This is a genomic window from Thermomonas sp., assembly GCF_029945965.1.
In the GTDB taxonomy this organism is placed as follows: Bacteria; Pseudomonadota; Gammaproteobacteria; order Xanthomonadales; family Xanthomonadaceae; genus Thermomonas.
Map to the genome: position 1 here is coordinate 539,582 of NZ_JAQSDO010000015.1, position 18,883 is coordinate 558,464.

General features: G+C 62.8%; 18 protein-coding genes. 6 read left to right on the forward strand and 12 right to left on the reverse strand.

The window, feature by feature from the left end; genetic code table 11:
* Positions 1–99: 99 nt before the first annotated feature.
* Genes PSV05_RS08780 through purB form a run of 3 tightly spaced genes read right to left on the reverse strand, consistent with a single transcriptional unit; the run spans position 100 to position 3,616 of the window.
* Positions 100–1,023 carry a GNAT family N-acetyltransferase gene (locus tag PSV05_RS08780; RefSeq protein ID WP_300064174.1) on the reverse strand — a complete coding sequence of 308 codons (924 nt, stop codon included), beginning with the start codon at positions 1,021–1,023 and terminating at the stop codon, positions 100–102.
* Positions 1,020–2,252: a cupin domain-containing protein gene (locus PSV05_RS08785; RefSeq protein WP_300064176.1), complete on the reverse strand. Its 1,233-nt coding sequence runs from the start codon at positions 2,250–2,252 to the stop codon at positions 1,020–1,022. The genes PSV05_RS08780 and PSV05_RS08785 overlap by 4 nt, the downstream gene beginning before the upstream one ends.
* Positions 2,252–3,616 carry an adenylosuccinate lyase gene (gene purB, locus PSV05_RS08790; RefSeq protein WP_300064178.1) on the reverse strand — a complete coding sequence of 455 codons (1,365 nt, stop codon included), beginning with the start codon at positions 3,614–3,616 and terminating at the stop codon, positions 2,252–2,254. Before purB ends, PSV05_RS08785 begins: the two co-directional genes overlap by 1 nt.
* A 104-nt stretch (positions 3,617–3,720) precedes the next feature.
* On the opposite strand from purB, the gene PSV05_RS08795 reads away from it, so the two are divergent.
* A complete protein-coding gene (locus PSV05_RS08795; RefSeq protein WP_300064180.1) occupies positions 3,721–5,127 on the forward strand; it encodes a class II fumarate hydratase in 1,407 nt (468 codons plus the stop codon).
* A gap of 30 nt (positions 5,128–5,157) precedes the next feature.
* Here PSV05_RS08795 and PSV05_RS08800 read toward each other — a convergent pair whose 3' ends face one another.
* Genes PSV05_RS08800 through PSV05_RS08820 form a run of 5 tightly spaced genes read right to left on the reverse strand, consistent with a single transcriptional unit; the run spans position 5,158 to position 8,514 of the window.
* A complete protein-coding gene (locus PSV05_RS08800; RefSeq protein ID WP_300064182.1) occupies positions 5,158–5,835 on the reverse strand; it encodes a DUF2884 family protein in 678 nt (225 codons plus the stop codon).
* 53 nt (positions 5,836–5,888) lie between these two features.
* Positions 5,889–6,974 carry an ABC-2 transporter permease gene (locus tag PSV05_RS08805; protein WP_345782245.1) on the reverse strand — a complete coding sequence of 362 codons (1,086 nt, stop codon included), beginning with the start codon at positions 6,972–6,974 and terminating at the stop codon, positions 5,889–5,891.
* Entirely contained in the window at positions 6,971–7,864 is an 894-nt protein-coding gene (locus tag PSV05_RS08810; protein WP_300064184.1) for an ABC transporter ATP-binding protein, read from the reverse strand. Before PSV05_RS08810 ends, PSV05_RS08805 begins: the two co-directional genes overlap by 4 nt.
* Before the next feature lie 8 nt (positions 7,865–7,872).
* Positions 7,873–8,244, reverse strand: a complete 372-nt coding sequence (locus PSV05_RS08815) for a GntR family transcriptional regulator (RefSeq protein WP_300064186.1) — start codon at positions 8,242–8,244, stop codon at positions 7,873–7,875.
* Between the two features lie 3 nt (positions 8,245–8,247).
* Positions 8,248–8,514 (reverse strand): hypothetical protein, encoded by a 267-nt coding sequence (locus PSV05_RS08820; RefSeq protein WP_300064188.1) that lies wholly within the window; start codon positions 8,512–8,514, stop codon positions 8,248–8,250.
* 243 nt (positions 8,515–8,757) lie between these two features.
* On the opposite strand from PSV05_RS08820, the gene PSV05_RS08825 reads away from it, so the two are divergent.
* The 5 genes from PSV05_RS08825 (at position 8,758) to PSV05_RS08845 (ending at position 12,879) form a co-directional block, all read left to right on the forward strand.
* Positions 8,758–9,672, forward strand: a complete 915-nt coding sequence (locus PSV05_RS08825) for an FKBP-type peptidyl-prolyl cis-trans isomerase (RefSeq protein WP_300064190.1) — start codon at positions 8,758–8,760, stop codon at positions 9,670–9,672.
* Between the two features lie 78 nt (positions 9,673–9,750).
* Positions 9,751–10,539, forward strand: coding sequence for an FKBP-type peptidyl-prolyl cis-trans isomerase (locus PSV05_RS08830; protein ID WP_300064192.1), 789 nt, complete (start codon positions 9,751–9,753; stop codon positions 10,537–10,539).
* 88 nt (positions 10,540–10,627) lie between these two features.
* A complete protein-coding gene (locus PSV05_RS08835) occupies positions 10,628–11,974 on the forward strand; it encodes a UDP-glucose/GDP-mannose dehydrogenase family protein (RefSeq protein ID WP_300064194.1) in 1,347 nt (448 codons plus the stop codon).
* A 6-nt stretch (positions 11,975–11,980) separates the two neighbouring features.
* On the forward strand, positions 11,981–12,208 hold the full coding sequence (locus tag PSV05_RS08840; RefSeq protein WP_300064196.1) for a SlyX family protein: 228 nt from the start codon (positions 11,981–11,983) through the stop codon (positions 12,206–12,208).
* Between the two features lie 5 nt (positions 12,209–12,213).
* Positions 12,214–12,879, forward strand: a complete 666-nt coding sequence (locus PSV05_RS08845) for a DUF2058 family protein (RefSeq protein ID WP_300064198.1) — start codon at positions 12,214–12,216, stop codon at positions 12,877–12,879.
* Positions 12,880–12,882: 3 nt separating this feature from the next.
* Here the strand turns inward: PSV05_RS08845 and PSV05_RS08850 are convergent, their stop codons facing one another.
* From PSV05_RS08850 to PSV05_RS08865, 4 genes are read right to left on the reverse strand one after another with little or no spacing between them, the layout of a single operon-like run.
* A complete protein-coding gene (locus tag PSV05_RS08850; protein WP_300064200.1) occupies positions 12,883–14,025 on the reverse strand; it encodes a prephenate dehydrogenase in 1,143 nt (380 codons plus the stop codon).
* Complete coding sequence (gene metH, locus PSV05_RS08855; protein WP_300064201.1) at positions 14,022–16,709, reverse strand: methionine synthase; 2,688 nt, start codon at positions 16,707–16,709, stop codon at positions 14,022–14,024. Before metH ends, PSV05_RS08850 begins: the two co-directional genes overlap by 4 nt.
* Positions 16,706–17,821 (reverse strand): homocysteine S-methyltransferase family protein, encoded by a 1,116-nt coding sequence (locus PSV05_RS08860; RefSeq protein ID WP_300064202.1) that lies wholly within the window; start codon positions 17,819–17,821, stop codon positions 16,706–16,708. Before PSV05_RS08860 ends, metH begins: the two co-directional genes overlap by 4 nt.
* Positions 17,818–18,747 (reverse strand): metalloregulator ArsR/SmtB family transcription factor, encoded by a 930-nt coding sequence (locus PSV05_RS08865; RefSeq protein ID WP_300064204.1) that lies wholly within the window; start codon positions 18,745–18,747, stop codon positions 17,818–17,820. The genes PSV05_RS08860 and PSV05_RS08865 overlap by 4 nt, the downstream gene beginning before the upstream one ends.
* Between the last annotated feature and the right edge of the window lie 136 nt (positions 18,748–18,883).

Sequence of the window (18,883 nt, forward strand, 5' to 3'; positions counted from 1 at the left end):
CGGATGGAATTTGCATTCCAGTCGGTGCCCGCTGAATGGGCGAATGAGCGAATCGGAATTATAGCCGCTGGCGGTTGCGCACTGCACCACCGAACCTGACTACAAGCCTAGCGCCCGGTATTCGCTCACTGGCCGCGCGCGCTCCCATGCCTGATTGTGGCTGGTGCGCAACTGCCGGCAATGGGCAGGGGCGTGCAGTTCAGCTTCGCCTTCAATGCGCTCGCCAAGCGCGCGCAGGTAATAGCCACCGGCGTCGCTGGCGATCCACGCGGCCGGATCGTTGCGATCCGCCGGGTCAACGAGTTCCCGGAACAGGAAAACGCTGGGCAGGCGCTGGGCCAGGGCCAGCATTGACGCCTGGTTGCGCTGCGGGGTCGTTGCATCGTGCAGCAGGATCCGGACTTCGTTGCCGCGCCCGGAGGTGGCGAAACTGCGCAGCGCCTGCATGACGTCGGGTGGGTCGAACAAGCCGGGATCAAGCGTGAAGCTGCGAATCCACACTGTCCGACGTGCCGCTGTGATGATGTTGGTGATTGTTTCGATGGCATCCTGCCGACGTTCGATCACGCGTGGACCGTCCAGCGGGCGTTGCATCGCCTGGTGTTCCATGCCGGCTGCCATGAAGCGATCGCCTTCAGGCTGGAAGCCGTGGCGTTCGTAAAAACTCATTGCGGACACCTGTGCGTTCAGATGCACGTCCGCCCAGCCACGCAATCGCGCCTGTTCGACAAGCGCCAGCAACAGCGCATCGCCGACACCGCGCCCACGCCACGGCGCGCGCACTGCCATCCGCCCGATATGGCGTTCCGGCGTTAGTCGTCCGGTCCCGATCGGCGTGCCGTCCAGCAAGCGGGCGATCACGTGGATGCACAGCGGGTCGAGCGCATCGTGTTCCAGTTCGATCGGAACATTCTGCTCACCGACGAAGACCTCATCGCGCACCGCACGCAGCTCGGCCAAGGCCTGCTGGAATTCGACCAGCTCGACCCGGAACGGCTGCAGCAGCGGGTCAGACTGGCTCATTCGTGTTCGCCTGGCTCGAAGTCATCCAGTTGCAACCGGTAATGGCCTGATTCGAGCAGTGCAAACATCGCATCGCGCCCGCGTGTGCCGAGCCGGTCATACAGCGGTCCGTCGATGGCGTCTGCCGCAGCAAGCGCGCATGCATCGCGCACGCCCATGCAGTGAACCTGTCCGCCGGCATACAGCCGTGCGTCCTTGGCCGCCTTGCGCCAGGCCATGCGCGACCATGGGTGGCGCAGCAGGCTGGCGCCGTGGGCGAGATCCCATTCGATCTCGATGCGTGGCCTTGCGTCCTCGTCTGTTGCAGGCTCGACCGCTGTGCGATACGTCGTGATGAAACTGCCGAACCAGTCGCCAAGGCGGTCCGGATCGCGCATGCGCAGCAGGTTCAGGGCCTCGACCACGCGCGTCATCGCGTCCGCGTCGATCTCGAACGGATCGCCAGCGGGTTTCAGGTCTGCATCGGTCAGTCGCAAGCTGTCTGGTGCATCAGCCGCCAGGGTATCGACGAAATCACCCAGCAGTTCTGCCGCCGAAGGCGCGCGCATGCCCACCGAGAACGTCAGGCAGGCATCCACTGCCATGCCATGGTGCGGTACGCCCGGCGGCAGGTAGAGCATGTCGCCAGGTTGCAGTACCCAGTCGTGGGTCGGATTGAATTCGCGCAGCAGCTTGAGCTCGACATCGTCGCGAAACTCGAGCGGTGGTTCGCCCTTGCCAATAGCCGCTGACGCATCGATCTGCCAATGGCGCTGGCCCTGCGCCTGCAGCAGGAACACGTCGTACTGGTCCACGTGCGCGCCGACCGAACCACCGGTCGCCGCGAAGCTGACCATCACGTCGTCGATTCGCCAGCGCGGCAGGAACGCAAACTGCGTGAGCATTGCGCGGATATCGGCATCCCATTTGTCCATGTCCTGCACCAGCAAGGTCCAGTCATGGTCGGGCAGACTCGGGAAGTCGGTTTCGGCGAACGGTCCATGCCGCACGCGCCAGTTGTCGGTGGACTTGTCGTGTTCGATCAAGCGCGCCAGCACACCATCCTCGCAAGCGAGGCCGGCGAGGTCTTCGGGTTCCAGTGGCGAGACGAAGTCGGGAAATGCGTTGCGGATCAGCAGTGGCTTTTTCTGCCAGTAGTCGCGCAGGAACACCGCGGGCGACATGCCCAGTGGCGAGGGACCCTTGCGGGCATCGATATCGATCATGGGCGTGCTCGCGTGGCGTGCCATCAAATGTCCTTCGCCAGTTTTTCGGCCAGCCCGATATAACTGCCCGGCGTCATCGCAAGCAGGCGTTGCTTGTCGCCTGCGGGCAGGTCGAGACTTGCAATGAACTCACGCATCGAGTCTTGGTTGATCCCCTGTCCGCGGGTCAGCGCCTTGAGCTGTTCATATGGATTGGGCAGCCCATGCCGGCGCATCACGGTCTGCACGGCTTCGGCCAGCACTTCCCATGCACCGTCGAGATCAGCGGCCAGCCGCTCCGGATTCGCCGATAGCTTGCCGAGGCCGCGTTGCAGCGCATCGAATCCGATCAGCATGTGGCCGAAGGCGGTGCCGAGCGCGCGCAGCACGGTGGAATCGGTGAGGTCGCGCTGCCAGCGACTGACTGGCAGCTTGATCGCGAAATGTTCGAACAGCGCGCTGGCGATGCCGAAGTTACCTTCAGCATTCTCGAAGTCGATCGGGTTGACCTTGTGCGGCATGGTCGAGCTGCCGATCTCCCCATCCTTCAGCGATTGCTTGAAATAACCCTGCGAGACATAGCCCCAGATATCGCGGCACAGGTCGATTGCAATGGTGTCGATGCGGCGGGATACGTCGCACAGCTCGGCGATGCCATCGTGCGGCTCGATCTGGGTGGTGTAGGGCTGCCAGTCCAGGCCAAGCGATTCGACGAAATGCTTCGAGAACGCCGGCCAGTCGATATCCGGATACGCCGCGACATGCGCGTTGTAGTTGCCGACCGCGCCGTTGATCTTGCCCGGCATCGGCAGGCCCGCGAGCACTTCGCCCTGGCGTTGCAAGCGGGCGACCACGTTGGCCAGTTCCTTGCCTACAGTGGTTGGCGATGCGGTCTGGCCATGCGTGCGTGCGAGCATCGGCAGGCCGGCGTGCTGGTGGGCCATCGTGCGCAACGTTTCGATCAGCGCATCGAGCTTCGGCAGCAACACCTGCTGGCGGGCCTCGGTCAGCAATAGCGCATAGGACAGGTTGTTGATGTCCTCGCTGGTGCAGGCGAAATGCACGAACTCGAGCGCAGGGCCGAGTTCGTCGTCGTCCTTCAGGCGTTCCTTGATCAGGTATTCGACCGCCTTGACGTCATGGTTGGTGGTGCGTTCGATCTCCTTGACCCGCGCCGCATCGGCCACGCTGAAGCCATCCGCCAGCGCCTGCAGGCGTGCGACGGCAGTGGCGGTAAATGGCGGTAATTCCGGGATGCCTGGCTCAGCGGCAAGCGCCAGCAGCCATTCGACCTCGATTTTGACCCGTGCGCGAATCAGGCCGTATTCGGAAAAAATCGGGCGCAACGCATCGACCTTGCCCGCGTAGCGGCCATCGAGCGGAGACAGGGCGGTCAGGGTATCTGGCATGGTCACGGCGTGGTCACGGTAAGCAGCGAAGTGAACACCAATTCTAAACCGTGCCGGGGTTAAGCTCGTTGCAGACCAACAGTCAATTGGCAAGGAGCCTCCGGATGAACAAGCAAGCCGATGTCCGCATCGAACACGACAGCATGGGTGAGCTGGAGGTGCCGGCCGACGCGCTGTGGGGTGCATCGACCCAGCGCGCCGTACTGAATTTCCCGATCTCGGGCCAGCCGATGCCACGCGAGTTCATTCGTGCTTTAGGGTTGGTCAAAGCCGCCGCAGCGCAGGTCAATGGCGACCTGGGTTTGCTTGGCAAGGGCATGTCGGCCTCTATCCGCAAGGCAGCGATGGCAGTGGCCAAGGGCGAGTATGACGCGCAGTTCCCGGTTGACGTGTACCAGACCGGGTCGGGCACCTCCAGCAACATGAATGCCAACGAGGTGATTGCGACCCTGGCTACCCGCGGCGGGCGCAGCAAGGTGCACCCGAACGACCACGTGAATCTCGGCCAGAGTTCAAACGACGTGATCCCGACTGCGCTGCGGGTCTCGGCGCAACTAGCCACGGTCGAAACCCTGCTGCCCACCCTCAAGCACCTGCGCCGCACCATCGAGCGGCGCGCTCGCGCGCTCGGTAAAATCACCAAGACCGGCCGCACCCACCTGATGGATGCGATGCCGCTGACCTTCGGCCAGGAATTCGGTGCGTGGGCGGCTCAACTGGCATCGGCGCAGATGCGCATCGAGGACAGCATCAAGCGCCTGCGTCGCCTGCCGATCGGCGGCACCGCGATCGGTACCGGCATCAACGCAGATCCGCGCTTCGGCAAGGCGATGTCCAAGGCCCTGTCGGCACTGGCTGGAACCCGCTTCGTGCCCGCCGCCAACCTTTTCGAAGGCTTGGCCTCGCAGGACGATGCGGTGGAGTTGTCTGGCCAGCTCAGCGTGCTGGCGGTGGCCCTGATGAAGATCGCGAATGACCTGCGCTGGATGAATTCCGGACCGCTGGCCGGCTTGGGTGAAGTCGAGTTGCCCGCACTGCAGCCGGGTAGTTCGATCATGCCGGGCAAGATCAATCCGGTGATCCCGGAAGCGACCGCCATGGTGTGCGCACAGGTGATCGGGCATCACGCCGCGATTACCGTCGCGGGCCAGAGTGGCAACTTCCAGCTCAACGTGATGTTGCCGCTGATCGCCTGCAACCTGCTCGATTCGATTCGGCTACTGGCCAATGCCATGCGCCTGCTGGCGGACGACACGATTGCCGGGCTGAAGGTCCGCCGCGAGCGCGTCGATGAAGCGCTGTCGCGAAATCCCATCCTGGTGACCGCGCTAAATCCGGTGATCGGCTATGAAAAGGCGGCGAAGATCGCCAAGCGTGCTTATGTGGAAAATCGCGCCGTGCTGGACGTGGCGATGGAAGAAACCGGGATGCCTGAAAAGCAGTTGCGCCGCTTGCTGGACCCGGCCGTGCTTGCGCGGGGCGGAATCCAGGGCGGCGCAAACGGGGTTTGAGATCCAGCCTGTCTGCCTCAGTGCGTTGAATCAGTTGCTGGTAACACTGATGCCTTTGTCCTTGCCATCCTTGCCACAGTCGTCGATGTCTTCCTGGGTCATCCGTGCATAGGGCTTGAACTCGGGAATCGAGGCCGAAAGCGCTTGCTGGCTGGCCAACAATGCCGGCATCTGGGTACACAGCCTCATCGCCTCGGCTTCGATCCTCTTGCCCTGCGCTTCCATGCGCTGCTCGAAGTCCTTCTCGCCGTCCTTGCCACCAAAGATCGCGCCGACCACGCCACCCAGCGCCTCTCCCGCGATATCGGCGCCTTTGGCGCCGATCGCCATGCCTGCTTCAGCCACGCCGATGATCTGGCCGCGATAGGCGAGTAGTTGCTGGCGCTGGGCCGGTGTGACCGCCACTGTCTTGCCCTCGATCAACAGATCGCCCTGCGGGGTGATCTCGGCTTTCGGCAAGTTGGCGTCCGAGCGGTGGATCTTGTGCCCATTGATGTTGATGTTGAAGCCGTCGCTAATACTGATGTTCTTCGTACGCAGTTCCGCGCGTGCCTCGTTGATGGCCTTTTCCACATGGCGGCCGATCATGCTGGTTGCGGCGGACGCAGCCGGGGGCGCTGGTGGGGCAGGAGGTGTTGGCGGCTGGCTGCATGCCAGCATGGGGGCCGTGGTGAGCAGGGCGAGAGTCAGGCTATGGAACTTGTTCATGGGGCCTCCGGTGTTTGTGCAATGTTCCGTGCGACGCGTGGTGATGTGAAGCGTCAGCTGTCGTCGCGCCAGCGGCGCAGGCGGATCGCGGCGAAGATCATGGCGGCGCCGACCAGCGCACCAATCCACAATTCCGCGGTTCCGAACACCGCCCAGCTCTTGCCGATCTGGATGGCGTTGGCGATGTCGCCTGGGCTGTTGACATGGGTGGAGAGCTGGCCTTTCACGGCGTCGTTCATGTACCAGGTGCCGGGGAATACGCTGATCAGGGCGCGGGCCACGATATTGCGTCCAAACCAACCCGCATCCAGGCTGAAGACATTCATCAGGCCGAACCAGGCGACGATGATCCAGGAAAACACCGGCAGCAGGATGGCCCACAGGAACGGCTTGCTGCGTGACCACGCGGAGCACAACATCAGCCAGCCGACGGTGGGCAGTGCCCACAACGCATAGACCGGGATGCAGGCGACCAGGCTGGCAGCGACCTTCAACGGGCTGCCGGGCCCCCAGATCAGCTGCATCGGGTTGCCGTGGTGCAGCAGTACGAAGCCGCTGATCATGATCAGGAAGGCGAACATGGTGATGATCGCGGCACCAATGGCCAAGGTCGGAGCGATCACCAACGCGCTGACCAGCTTGGACAACACAGTGTCGCGGTCGGACACCGGCAACGACTTCCAGAACAGCACGCTGCGGTCCTTGCGCTCGTCGTACAGGGTGCCAAGGCAATAGAAGAACACTACGAAGCCAAGCACGAACAGGGGCCACATCGAGGCACTCAGCATGCTCAGGTCGATGCCGCCGGCCAGGTCGTGCATGTTCTTGGCATCCATCTTCGACGTGAGCATCCCCAGGTCGAGCCCGTTGATGTTGACGTTGCTACCTAGGCTGTCGCCGTGGAACTTGCCTTCGGCGAAGGCGCGACGGGCGGCTACCTCGCCAAAAATCAGTGCCATCAAGGTCAGTACCAGCGAGATTCCGCCGGCCCAGATCGGCGCCCAGAAGAAACCACCCTTGTGCTCCCAGAATTCGCGCTTGAGCAACAATTTGAACTTGTGGGTGGCGTGTGGCGCCGCGCGCATCTGGCGCGGGCGTTCGGCTTCGTCGAAAGTTGTGGATTGGACGCTGGTGTTCATGCGTAGGTTCCCTTCATGGTGGCGACGAACAGGTCGGCCAAGCCTGGATTTCGGGTTTCGCCGAGTTCGGCCAGCCGGGCCGGATCGGCGCCATCGAACAACGCGCTGTCAAAAAGCATGACGGTCTTGCCGAAGGGCAGGGCGCGTTCGTCGATCGGTTTCAGTGCGCGTGCGGTATCCAGCTGGTCGGCATTGACCAGCACTTCCACGTAGCGCGCGCCGACGTCATCCATGGTCGCGTCCAGCACGATCTTGCCGTCGCGGATGAACATCACGTCGGTGAGGATGTGTTCGATCTCCTCAACCTGGTGGGTGGTGACCAGAATGGTTTTTTCCTCGTCGAAATAGTCTTCCAGCAGGCGCTGGTAGAACTGCTTGCGATACAGGATGTCCAGGCCCAGGGTCGGTTCGTCCAGCACCAGGAACTTGGCATCGATCGCCATCACCAGCGCCAGGTGCAATTGCACGATCATGCCCTTGGACATTTCGCGCACGCGCAGGTCAGGTGTCAGCTGGGTGCCTTGCAGGAAGCGCCAGCACTTGGCCGCATCGAAACGCGGATGCACGCCGGCAGTGAACTCGATCGCCTGCTTGACCTTGATCCAGCGCGGCAGCACGGCCACGTCGGCGATGAAGCAGACATCGTTCATGAGTTCGTCGCGCTCGGTGCGCGGATCCTTGCCCAGTACCTTCAGCTCGCCTTCGAACGGGATCAGGCCGAGCATGGCCTTGAGAGCTGTGGTCTTGCCGGCGCCATTCGGACCGATCAAGCCGACGATGCGGCCAACCGGGATCTCGAAACTGGTGCCGTCCAGGGCTAGCTTGCCCTTGTATGCCTTGCGCAGGCCGCGTGCGGTGACGACGTCGCTTTTGGTTGATGCAATTGTCATGGATGCACTCATTTCCTTCCCCACTTGTTCTTGGGATCAAGCAGTTCGCCGGGCTCCAGGCCCAGGCGCTGGATGCGCTCGAGCACCAGCGGCCATTCTTCGCGCAGGAAATGTTCGCGCTCGCTGCTCATCAAGCGCGTGGCGGCGCCGTCAATCACGTACATGCCAAGTCCCCTGCGTTTTTCCACGAGTTGATCGTCCGCGAGTTCCTGGTAGGCACGCGAGACGGTGATCGGATTGAGCTGATATTCGGCCGCGACTTGGCGGACCGATGGCAGCGCATCGCCAGGCTTCAGCACGCCATCGAGCAGCATCGCCACGACGCGTTCCTTGAGCTGGCGGTAGATGGGAGCGCCATCGCTCCATTCGATTGCGGCCATGGCTCAGCTCCGCGGTGCGAAGGAGAAGAAGGGCATCGCCAGAGACTGCCGGCTATGTCGAACGGCGCGTGCCCGCTGGATTGGTGCGGCATCCGCCTCGTCTATGGCATCACTGGCCATCACCGCCTGCGAATCGATCGATGCGAGCACGCTAGCCGTGTTGGTCGCGTCCAGGTGTGGCGTGATCGGAGAACTGGCAATAATGCCGACGACCAGCAGGCTGCTGCTAGCGATCGCGGCCATCAGGGTGTTGTGGAGTTTGCGGGTCATGGTGGTGTCCTGCTTTGGGTATTCGGTGTTGTAGGCAACTATAACACTAGAATTCATCCCGTCAAGCTTCAAGTGACCCAACTGATGGCATAGAGACGCAGGCTCCCGATTTTGGTGGCGAGCAGACAGCGGAATGAACAAACCTGGGCGCCGGGATTGCCGTACCCGCCGCGGCAAACGACAATGTCTGGATTGCCCGCCGCTAGCGCGGATCGTTGCGCCTGTTCACCGATGGAGTTGCCGATGTCCTTTTCCCCGCGCGCTGCCTGCGCATTGCTGCTTGTTGCGGTGTTTGGCCTGGTCCAGGCGCAGCAGGCACCGCTTGCCACCGATCGCGACAAGGTCGGCTACATGATCGGCATGGATGTCGCGCGCTCGCTTGAGCCGGCGATGCCGGACATGGACATGGCCGCTTTCCAGAAGGCATTGGAGAACGGGATGGCCGGCAAGCAGCCCTTGCTGGACGGCGCAGAGGCGCAGAAGACCTCTCAATCGCTCATGGCCAGCATCGGCGCGCGCAAGAGCGGCAAGCCGGCTGCTGCCCTGGATCGGCAGAAAGTCGGTTACCTGCTTGGCGCGGACGTGGGTGGCAACCTTGCTGCAGTCAGTGCCGAATTCGACGTGCCGACCATGCTGCGCGGCCTGAAGGACGCCACTACGCCCAATGCCAAGACCTTGTTGAGCGACGAAGAAGCCAGTGCTGTTCGCAGTGCATTCTCAGCGCATAGGCAGGCGATCCAGCAGACCAAGGCTGCCGAGGCTGGCCAGGTGAATCGCAAGGCCGGCCAGGAGTTCATGGCCAAGAACAAAGCGGTCAAGGGCGTTTTCACAACCCCCAGCGGCCTGCAGTACATGGTGTTGCGCCAAGGCAATGGGCCGCGCCCGAAGCCAGGCGAGCGCGTGCACGTCAATTATGTCGGCACCTCGCTGGACGGTACCAAGTTCGACAGTTCCTACGATCGCGGGGAACCTGCCGTGTTCGGATTGAACCAAGTCATCCCCGGCTGGTCTGAAGGTGTCGGCATGATGCCGGTTGGTGCCAAGTACCGGTTCTGGGTTCCCGGCGACCTTGCTTACGGCGAGAAAGGCGGCGGCGATGGCGTGATCGGTCCCAATGCCACCCTGATATTCGATGTCGAACTGCTTGGCGTCGAGTAACACGATCAAAATTTCGCCATGTCCCGCATGCCTGCAACGGCATGCATCCCACCCCCCTAATTCCGGAGCCATGATTCGATGAAGCCTGTTGCCCGTGCCACCGTCCTAGCCATCGCCAGCGTGCTCGCACTCGGCGCCTGTGACAAAACCGCGCAGAAGCCTGCCGATGCCAAGGCCGAAAAGTCGGCGGAAGCCACCAAGGACGCGGCTGCCGATGGCAAGTCCAGCTATCCTGGCCTGCCCACCGAGAAAGAGCAGGTCAGTTACATGATCGGCATGATGACGGGCAAGCAGCTCACCGAAATCAAGGACGAGGTAAACCTCGATACCGTGGTAAAAGCGATGCGCAGCCAGATGGCGGACGAAAAAATGCTGCTGACCGAAGACCAGGCCAAGACCATCGGTGAGGGCTTCAGCCAAAAGATGCAGGCCAAGCACATCGCCAAGATGATGGCCGATGCCAAGAACAACCTGGAAATCGGCAACAAGTTCCTGGCGGATAACGCCAAGAAGCCAGGCGTGACCACCACGCCGTCTGGCCTGCAGTACCAGGTGATGACCGATGCCAAGGGCGCAAAGCCAGGTGCCAAGGACGGGGTCAAGGTGAACTACAAGGGCAGCTTGCTGGATGGCAAGACCTTCGACAGTTCCTACGACCGCGGCGAACCGGCGGTGATGCCGCTGGATGGCGTGATCCCGGGCTGGAGCGAAGGCCTGCAACTGATGCCGGTCGGCGCCAAGTACAAGTTCTGGATCCCGGCCAGCCTGGCCTATGGCGAACAGGCGCCGCCGATGATCGGCCCCAACCAGGTGCTGGTGTTTGAAGTCGATCTGCTCGACATCGTCAAGCCGCCGTCCGCCAAGTAATCGCATCGATCAGGAAGGGGACGTATCCTCGCGGTACGTCCCTTTTTTTTGCCCATGACACCTCTTTGCCCAGAACGGAACCTATTGCATGCGCGTCTGTATTTTCGGCACCGGCTATGTTGGCCTGGTCACCGGCACCTGCCTGGCCGAGGTTGGCCATGATGTCATCTGCGTGGACATCGATGCAGCCAAGGTCGATGGCCTCAACAATGGGGTGATCCCGATCTATGAGCCGGGGCTGACCCCGATGGTCAAGGCCAACCATGCCTCGGGTCGCCTGCGCTTCAGCACTGACGCGCAGGCCGGGATTGCGCATGGCGAAATCATCTTCATCGCCGTAGGCACGCCGCCGGACGAGGATGGCAGTGCCGACCTGAAGTACGTGCTGACGGTGGCAAACACTATCGGTGAGCACCTGCAGCGGCCGTCCGTCGTGGTGGACAAGTCGACGGTACCGGTCGGTACCGCGGACAAGGTACGTGCGGCGATTGCCTCGGCATTGCAGGCGCGCGGTGCCGACATCCAGTTTGACGTCGTGTCCAACCCGGAATTCCTCAAGGAGGGCGCCGCGGTCGAGGACTGCATGCGCCCGGACCGGATCGTGATCGGCGCCGACAGCGCCAGTGCGATCGAGCAGCTCAAGCGCCTGTATGCACCGTTCAACCGCAATCACGACCGCATCGTGAGCATGGATGTACGTTCGGCCGAACTGACCAAATATGCCGCCAATGCAATGCTGGCGACCAAGATCAGTTTCATGAACGAGATCGCCAACATCGCCGAACAGGTGGGTGCGGATATCGAACACGTGCGCAAGGGGATTGGCTCGGACCCGCGCATCGGTTGGCACTTCATTTACCCGGGCGCCGGTTATGGCGGTTCCTGCTTCCCCAAGGACGTTCAGGCCTTGGCAAAAACTGCCCAGCAACATGGCCTGCGGCCGCGCCTGCTGGATGCGGTGGAAGCAGTCAACGAGGCGCAGAAGAGCCACCTGTTCGAACTGGTGCTGCGCCATTACGGTGGCGTCGATGCATTGCGCGGAAAGACCTTCGCGGTTTGGGGGCTGGCCTTCAAGCCGAATACCGACGATATGCGTGAAGCCTCCAGCCGTCGCCTGATGCAACAGCTGTGGGACGCAGGTGCGTGCGTGCAGGCCTTCGATCCCGAAGCCATGCCCGAAACCGGGCGCATCTTCGGTGAACGCAAGGATCTGAAGCTGTGCGAGTCCGATGCGCAAGCACTGGACGGCGCGGATGCACTGGTGGTGGTGACCGAGTGGAAGCAGTTCCGCAGCCCGGATTTCACTCGCATGAAGCGATCGCTCGCCGATGCCGTCGTGTTCGATGGCCGCAACCTTTATGAGCCATCCGATATCGAAGCTGCCGGCCTTGCCTATTACGGCATCGGCCGCGGTCGTTCGCTGGTCCGGGGCTGACCTGCGATGGATGCGATCGAACAGCGCCTGGTCGACCTGGAAATGCGGCTCGCGTTCCAGGAACAGGCCCTGCACGAACTCAGCGATGCACTGGCCGCCGCGCGCGATGGCGAATCGCGCAATGCACTGTTGATGCACCGGATGTTGGAAGAGTTGCGACAATTGCGCAGCGCCATGGCAACCAGTCCGCTCACTGGTGATGCCGCCAACGAACCACCACCCCCGCACTACTGACCGTCATGACTGATTCCCTGCGCGACCAATTGCTTGGATTGGGTTTCAAACCCGCACCAAAGCCAGAACGCAAGCCAGAGCGCAAAGACAATCGCGCGGCGGAACACCGCAAGCCATCCAGTGCCGTCAACCCGGGGCGTCCCGGCCAAGCCGCGAAGCCGGCGCATGCACGGCAGGGCGAGCGCGCTGGGCACAAGCCGCAGCCGCAGCAGCCACGTGGCCCGGGCAAGCCTGCGCGCAGCCGCGAAGACATCGACCTGGCCAAGGCCTATGCGATCCGTGCGCAGAAAGAAAAGGACGAACGCATAGAGGCCGAGCGGCTCAAGCAGGAGCAGGCGCGCCTGCGCCGCGAGGCCAAGGCGAAACTGACCGAACTCGTGGCCGGCAAGGGGCTGAATGCCAACGACGCCGAACACGTCCGCCATTTCGAATATGGCGGCAAGATCAAACGCATCCACGTTACTGCCGACCAGCTCAAGGCACTCAACGCCGGCGAACTCGGCGTGCTGCAACTGGAAGGGCGTTACCTGCTGGTCAGCGCCGAACTGCTGGCGCAGGCCGAGGCCGTGTTCGCGCCCGCGATCGCGCTGAAAGTCGACCCAAATGCGACGCGCGAAGACGATCCCTACGCGGATCCGCAATACCAGGTGCCCGACGACCTGGCCTGGTGAGCCTCAGCCTGCGTTGTCGCGGGCTTCAAGGATGCGGCCGATGTCGGCGCCTTCCACCGCCTCGCGCAAGGCCTGAATTGGCACGGGTAGTGCGTCGAGTCCGATCCTGAAATGCAGCTCGCCATGAGGCGTGCGCGAGGAGTGGATCGACGCCAGGTTGACGCCGAGCGCCTCGAAGATTTCCAGCAGCGCGCGCAACGAGCCTGGTCGATCCTCAGGCAGGTAGACACTCAGGTAGCGGTGGTCATCCAGGTCGGCCAGAAGGTAGCTCAACCGTTCGAAGCCATGGCTGCGTATTGCGAGTGAGTCGCCGGTGAAGGCCTGCGCCGGCTGGACCAGGAAGTCTGCGCGCATGTTGCGTCGGGCATCCTCGCTGCCGTCAGCCACATGGTCGCGCAACTGTGCGCTGGCATCCGCAAGTTCCTGCAGGACCGGCAGGACGTGCGGATTGCCGAACTGGATATCTTCGTAGATGGCTAGATTGCCAGACAGGATCCGTCCGGTAACAGTCAGGTCGAGCTCAAAGCCCACGGTCCGCAACGCATGCAGCAGTGGCATGCCGCCTGCCTCGCTGGCGAGCAGTTCAAGTACGCGCGCCTGGGTCATGTGCGAGGCATGTACCAACCCCTGCACCAGTGCCATCGCACGATCATGCGCAAGTGGCTCGACATGAACATATTCGGCTTCGAGCCTGGCCAGCAGTTCGTCCAGCCAGGCCTGCCAGCGTGTGATTCGTGCCGGGCAGACTGCCAGCACGTGGCCTTTCAGGCTACCGATCTTTGGAGGCGCCGCCATCGGATGCAGGCCGACGACCTCCGCGCGGGAACGCAGCATCGCCTCGACCGGGGCCTGCTTGATCGAAGTCAGGTCCAGCCAGAGCTTGCCGGCTTCATCGCCGGCAGCCGCGGCCACGTAGTCGTCAATCACCGCGACCGAGTGGCGGATCGGCGCGCTGAAGATCAGTACGTCGGCTTGCAGGGCCAGTTCGCGTGGTGAGAGTCCGGTTTCGCCCGCGGGATCGCGGCCGATGACCTGCAGTCCCATGCGCTCCCGAAAAAATGCGGTCAGCCAGCGTCCGTATGCACCGGCATTGCCGATGATACCCACGACCGGAGGCCTGCCATCCGGACCGTTCACCAGTCTCATTCGGGATCGTAGTCGAGGTTCGACGCCAGCCAGCGCTCCGCCTGTTGCAGGTCGACACCTTTGCGGCGTGCATAGTCCGCCGCTTGCTCCTTCGACACACGGCCGACCACGAAATACTGGCTGCCGGGATGGCTGAAGTAATAGCCGGATACCGCCGAAGCCGGATACATAGCGAAACTGTCGGTCAGGGTTATATCGGCATTTGTGGTGGCGTCCAGCATGCGGAACAGCGTTGATTTCTCGCTGTGCTCTGGACATGCCGGATACCCTGGGGCAGGCCGGATACCACGGTATTTCTCGTCGATCAACGCTTCCGCATCCAGCGTTTCATCTGCAGCAAAGCCCCAGAATTCCTTGCGAACGCGTTGGTGCATGCGCTCCGCCAGGGTTTCAGCAAGACGGTCGGCGAGTGCCTTCAGCAGGATCGCGTTGTAGTCGTCATGGTCGGCCTGGAAGCGGGCGATATGCGGCTCGATGCCGATGCCGGAGGTCACCGCGAAGCCGCCGATCCAGTCCTGCTTGCCGGTCGACTTTGGTGCTATGAAATCGGCCAGGCAGAAATCCGGACGTTCGACCGGCTTGTCGACTTGCTGGCGCAGGAAGTGCAGGGTGGTTGGTGCCCCATCCACATCGACGACTACGTCGTCGCCGACAGCATTTGCCGACCACAGTCCGATCACCGCCTTCGCCTGCAGCCATTTTTCATCGACGATGCGCTTGAGCATGGCCTGTGCATCGGCGAACAACTCGCGCGCCTGCACACCCACGACCTCGTCATCCAGGATCGCCGGATAGCGCCCGGCCAGCTCCCAGGTATTGAAGAACGGCGTCCAGTCGATCAACGGCAGCAATTCGTCCAGCGGATAGTCGTCGAACACGTGGATGCCAGGCTGTGCCGGCACGGGAGGCATGTAGCCTTTCCAGCCGCCGTCGAAGCGCTGGCCACGGGCCTTTTCCAGCGGCACCAGGCGCTTGGCATCGCCACGATTGCGGTGGCGCAGGCGGATCTGCGCATAGTCCTTCTCGGCAGCATCGACGAACGCCTTACGTAGCTCCGGCGACACCAGCGACTGCGCAACGCCGACCGCTCGCGAGGCGTCCTTGACCCAGATGCTCGGCGACTTGTAATGCGGGTCGATCTTCAGCGCGGTATGCGCGCGCGAGGTGGTCGCGCCGCCGATCAGCAACGGGATCGTGAAGCCCTGCCGCTGCATTTCGCGGGCAACGTGGCCCATTTCCTCCAGCGACGGCGTGATCAGCCCGGACACCCCGATCATGTCGGCGCCGACTTCGCGCGCGGTGTCCAGGATCTTCTGCGCCGGCACCATCACGCCCAGGTCGATGACCTCGAAGTTGTTGCAGGCCAGCACCACCCCTACGATATTTTTGCCGATGTCGTGCACATCGCCCTTGACCGTGGCCATCACGATCTTGCCGTTGTTCTTGCCGACATCGCCGGTGCGCAGTTTCTCGGCCTCGATGTAAGGCAGCAGGTGCGCCACCGCCTTCTTCATGACGCGTGCGGACTTGACCACCTGCGGCAGGAACATCTTGCCGGCGCCGAACAGGTCGCCAACCACGTTCATGCCGTCCATCAACGGGCCTTCGATCACGTCCAGTGGGCGCGTCGATAGCAGGCGCGCCTCTTCAGTGTCATCGACCACATACTGATCGATGCCGTGGACCAGCGAATGGCTCAGGCGCTTGGCCACCGATGCCTCGCGCCAGGCCAGGTTCTCGACTTTCTTCTCGCCTTTCTTGCCCTTGAAGCGGTCGGCGATTTCCAGCAGGCGCTCGGTGCCGTCGCTGCGCCGGTTGAGCACCACGTCCTCGACCCGCTCGCGCAGCTCCCCATCCAGATCGTCATACAGGGGCAGGGCGCCCGCGTTGACGATGCCCATGTCCATGCCCGCGCGGATCGCGTGGTACAGGAACACCACGTGGATCGCCTGCCGAACCAGCTCGTTGCCGCGAAACGAGAACGACACGTTCGATACGCCGCCGGAGATATGGCTGTGCGGGAACCGCTTGCGAAGTTCGCGCGCGGCTTCGATGTAGTCCACCGCGTAGTTGTTGTGCTCCTCGATACCGGTGGCGATCGCGAATACATTCGGATCGAAGATGATGTCTTCCGGAGGGAAACCAATTTCTTTCGTCAGCAGTTCGTAGGCACGGGTGCTGATGTCGACCTTGCGCGCGATGGTGTCGGCCTGGCCGTCCTCGTCGAACGCCATCACCACCACTGCGGCGCCATAGCGGCGTACCAAGCGCGCCTGGCGCAGGAATTCGGCCTCGCCTTCCTTCATCGAGATCGAATTGACGATGCCCTTGCCCTGCAGGCATTTCAGGCCGGCCTCGATCACGCTCCACTTGGAGCTGTCGACCATCACCGGGATGCGCGCGATGTCCGGCTCGGCAGCGATCAGGTGCAGGTATTCCACCATCGCCTTTTCCGAGTCCAGCAGGCCTTCGTCCATGTTGACGTCGAGCACCTGCGCACCGTTCTCGACCTGCTGGCGCGCCACTACCACGGCTTCATCCAGCCGGTTGTCGAGGATCAGCTTCTTGAACTGCGCGCTGCCGGTGACATTGGTGCGCTCGCCGACGTTGATGAAGTTTGATTCCGGCGTGATCTGCAGCGGTTCCAGTCCGCTGAGGCGAGTGTTGCGTGCAAGTGTGTTCATGCGGCATCGGCCAGTTGCGGGGCGGCCATTTGAGGAAGCGCGCGCGGCGCAAGGCCTTCCATCGCCTGCGCGATCGCCGCGATGTGCTCCGGCGTCGTTCCGCAGCAGCCACCAACCAGGTTCAGCAGCCCGGCGGTGGCGAATTCGTGCAACATCGCGGCCATGTCTTCCGGTGTTTCGTCATATCCACCGAACGCATTCGGCAGGCCGGCATTCGGGTGGCAGCTGATATTGGTATCAGCGACTTGCGAAAGCACGTCGATGTGCTGGCGCAGGTCCTTGGCGCCAAGCGCACAGTTCAGGCCGATCGCCAGCGGCTGCGCATGCCGCAGCGAGTACCAGAACGCTTCAGCAGTCTGGCCGGACAGCGTGCGCCCGGAGGCATCGGTAATGGTTCCTGACACCATCACCGGTAGCCGCGCGCCGAGTGCTTCGAACACATCGTCAATCGCGAACAGCGCGGCCTTGGCATTGAGCGTATCGAACACGGTTTCCACCATCAGCACATCCGCGCCACCCTCGATCAGGCCATAGGTCGCTTCGCGATAGGCCTCGGCGAGTTCGTCGAAGGAAACCGCACGGAAGCCGGGGCGATTGACGTCCGGGCTGAGCGAGGCGGTGCGCGAGGTAGGCCCGAGCACGCCGATCACGAAGCGCGGCTTGGACGGGTTGAGTGCCTCTGCTTCATCGCAGGCGGCGCGGGCGAGCGCGGCGCCTTCGCGGTTCAATTCGCGAACCAGGTGCTGCAGGCGGTAATCGGCGAGTGATATCGAGGTCGAGTTGAAGGTATTGGTTTCGACCAGGTCGGCGCCGGCCGCGAGGTAGTTCTGGTGGATACTGCGGATGATGTCCGGGCGGGTCAGGCTGAGCAGGTCGTTGTTGCCGCGCTGGTCCTGCGGCTCGCAGCCGCAGCCAGCGCCATGCGCGTGGCCATCTGCGCCGAATAGTGCGTCATAACCTTCGGCGAAGCGTTCGCCGCGGTAGTCGGCTTCTTCCAGTTCGTGGCGCTGGATCATGGTGCCCATCGCGCCGTCGATGATCAGGATGCGCGCAGCCAGCGCGGCCTCAAGCGCAGCGACGCGTTCGGGATTGCGCCAAGGCAGCGCGGTCACGGCTTGCTCCCGATCAGCGAGATCACCTCGAAATGCGGCGGACGTTTTTCACGGGTCACGGTTTCGGTACTGGTGATGCGCAGCCCGGCTTTTTCCACGAATTTGTACAGGTCCCTGGCGGCAAACCCGAGGTTCTGGTGGCCATAGGCCGCCACCACGTTGCGATGCTCATGCTTGGCAAGGCTCGACAGCAGCAGGCGGCCACCCTTGCGCAGCACGCGCGCCGCCTCGGCCACGGCCTGCGCGGGCTTGTCTGCATAAGTCAGCGCGTGCATCAGTACCACCAGGTCGAAGCTGCTGTCCTTGAACGGCAGCGCATGCATGTCGCCTTCGCGCACCTCGACATTTTCATAGCGACGAAGGCGCTCGGCAGCAGCAGCGACCACGCGTTGGCTGGAGTCGATGCAGACATAGCGCTTGGCATGCGGCGCCAGCAGTTCCGCCAGCACGCCGTCACCGGAGGCGATGTCGAGCACATCGCCGGGTGCCAGCAGCGGCAGGGCGGTGCGTGCCAGTGCTTCCCAGGTGCGGCCTGGCGAGTAATGCCGTTCCATGTCGCCGGCCACGCTGTCGGCCCAGTTCTGGTCGGCCGCGCGCATTGCAAGGATCGACGGCACTCGCTCGGCGTCCTGGCGTAGCAGCGGATCGTCGCTGCCTTGGCTGATCGAATGCCACAAGGCGCGTTGTGCTGGATCCAGCACGGCTTCGTCGAAGCGGTAATAGGCGGACACACCGGAACGCCGATCGCGGACGATGCCGGCTTCCTTGAGCTTGGCCAGGTGGGTCGATACGCGCGGTTGCGCCAACTGGGTGATCGCGGACAACTCGGCCACGGTGAGCTCTTCGCCCTCCAGCAGCGCCAGCAGGCGCACGCGGGTGGCGTCAGCGAATACCTTCAAACGGGTCGACCAGCCTTCCAGATCCATATATATCTTTCCATCGCGATTCAACGATAAGTGTCTGCGGTTGGCGGCTTGAGGTCAAGCTGCAGCAGTCTCCCAGGTGGGGTTCGTGCAGCCGTGGCGCTACAATTGCAACCCACCGCAGACGACCCGGAGCAGC

Bases quoted from the DNA above. Each gene is read 5' to 3' on its own strand.
- PSV05_RS08810 (WP_300064184.1), bottom strand. From the start codon at position 7,864: ATGACAATTGCATCAACCAAAAGCGACGTCGTCACCGCACGCGGCCTG.
- PSV05_RS08825 (WP_300064190.1), top strand. From the start codon at position 8,758: ATGTCCTTTTCCCCGCGCGCTGCCTGCGCATTGCTGCTTGTTGCGGTG.
- PSV05_RS08805 (WP_345782245.1), bottom strand. From the start codon at position 6,974: ATGAACACCAGCGTCCAATCCACAACTTTCGACGAAGCCGAACGCCCG.
- metH (WP_300064201.1), bottom strand. From the start codon at position 16,709: ATGAACACACTTGCACGCAACACTCGCCTCAGCGGACTGGAACCGCTG.
- PSV05_RS08835 (WP_300064194.1), top strand. From the start codon at position 10,628: ATGCGCGTCTGTATTTTCGGCACCGGCTATGTTGGCCTGGTCACCGGC.
- PSV05_RS08820 (WP_300064188.1), bottom strand. From the start codon at position 8,514: ATGACCCGCAAACTCCACAACACCCTGATGGCCGCGATCGCTAGCAGC.
- PSV05_RS08865 (WP_300064204.1), bottom strand. From the start codon at position 18,747: ATGGATCTGGAAGGCTGGTCGACCCGTTTGAAGGTATTCGCTGACGCC.
- PSV05_RS08815 (WP_300064186.1), bottom strand. From the start codon at position 8,244: ATGGCCGCAATCGAATGGAGCGATGGCGCTCCCATCTACCGCCAGCTC.
- PSV05_RS08850 (WP_300064200.1), bottom strand. From the start codon at position 14,025: ATGAGACTGGTGAACGGTCCGGATGGCAGGCCTCCGGTCGTGGGTATC.
- PSV05_RS08800 (WP_300064182.1), bottom strand. From the start codon at position 5,835: ATGAACAAGTTCCATAGCCTGACTCTCGCCCTGCTCACCACGGCCCCC.
- purB (WP_300064178.1), bottom strand. From the start codon at position 3,616: ATGCCAGATACCCTGACCGCCCTGTCTCCGCTCGATGGCCGCTACGCG.
- PSV05_RS08785 (WP_300064176.1), bottom strand. From the start codon at position 2,252: ATGGCACGCCACGCGAGCACGCCCATGATCGATATCGATGCCCGCAAG.
- PSV05_RS08830 (WP_300064192.1), top strand. From the start codon at position 9,751: ATGAAGCCTGTTGCCCGTGCCACCGTCCTAGCCATCGCCAGCGTGCTC.
- PSV05_RS08795 (WP_300064180.1), top strand. From the start codon at position 3,721: ATGAACAAGCAAGCCGATGTCCGCATCGAACACGACAGCATGGGTGAG.
- PSV05_RS08840 (WP_300064196.1), top strand. From the start codon at position 11,981: ATGGATGCGATCGAACAGCGCCTGGTCGACCTGGAAATGCGGCTCGCG.
- PSV05_RS08780 (WP_300064174.1), bottom strand. From the start codon at position 1,023: ATGAGCCAGTCTGACCCGCTGCTGCAGCCGTTCCGGGTCGAGCTGGTC.
- PSV05_RS08845 (WP_300064198.1), top strand. From the start codon at position 12,214: ATGACTGATTCCCTGCGCGACCAATTGCTTGGATTGGGTTTCAAACCC.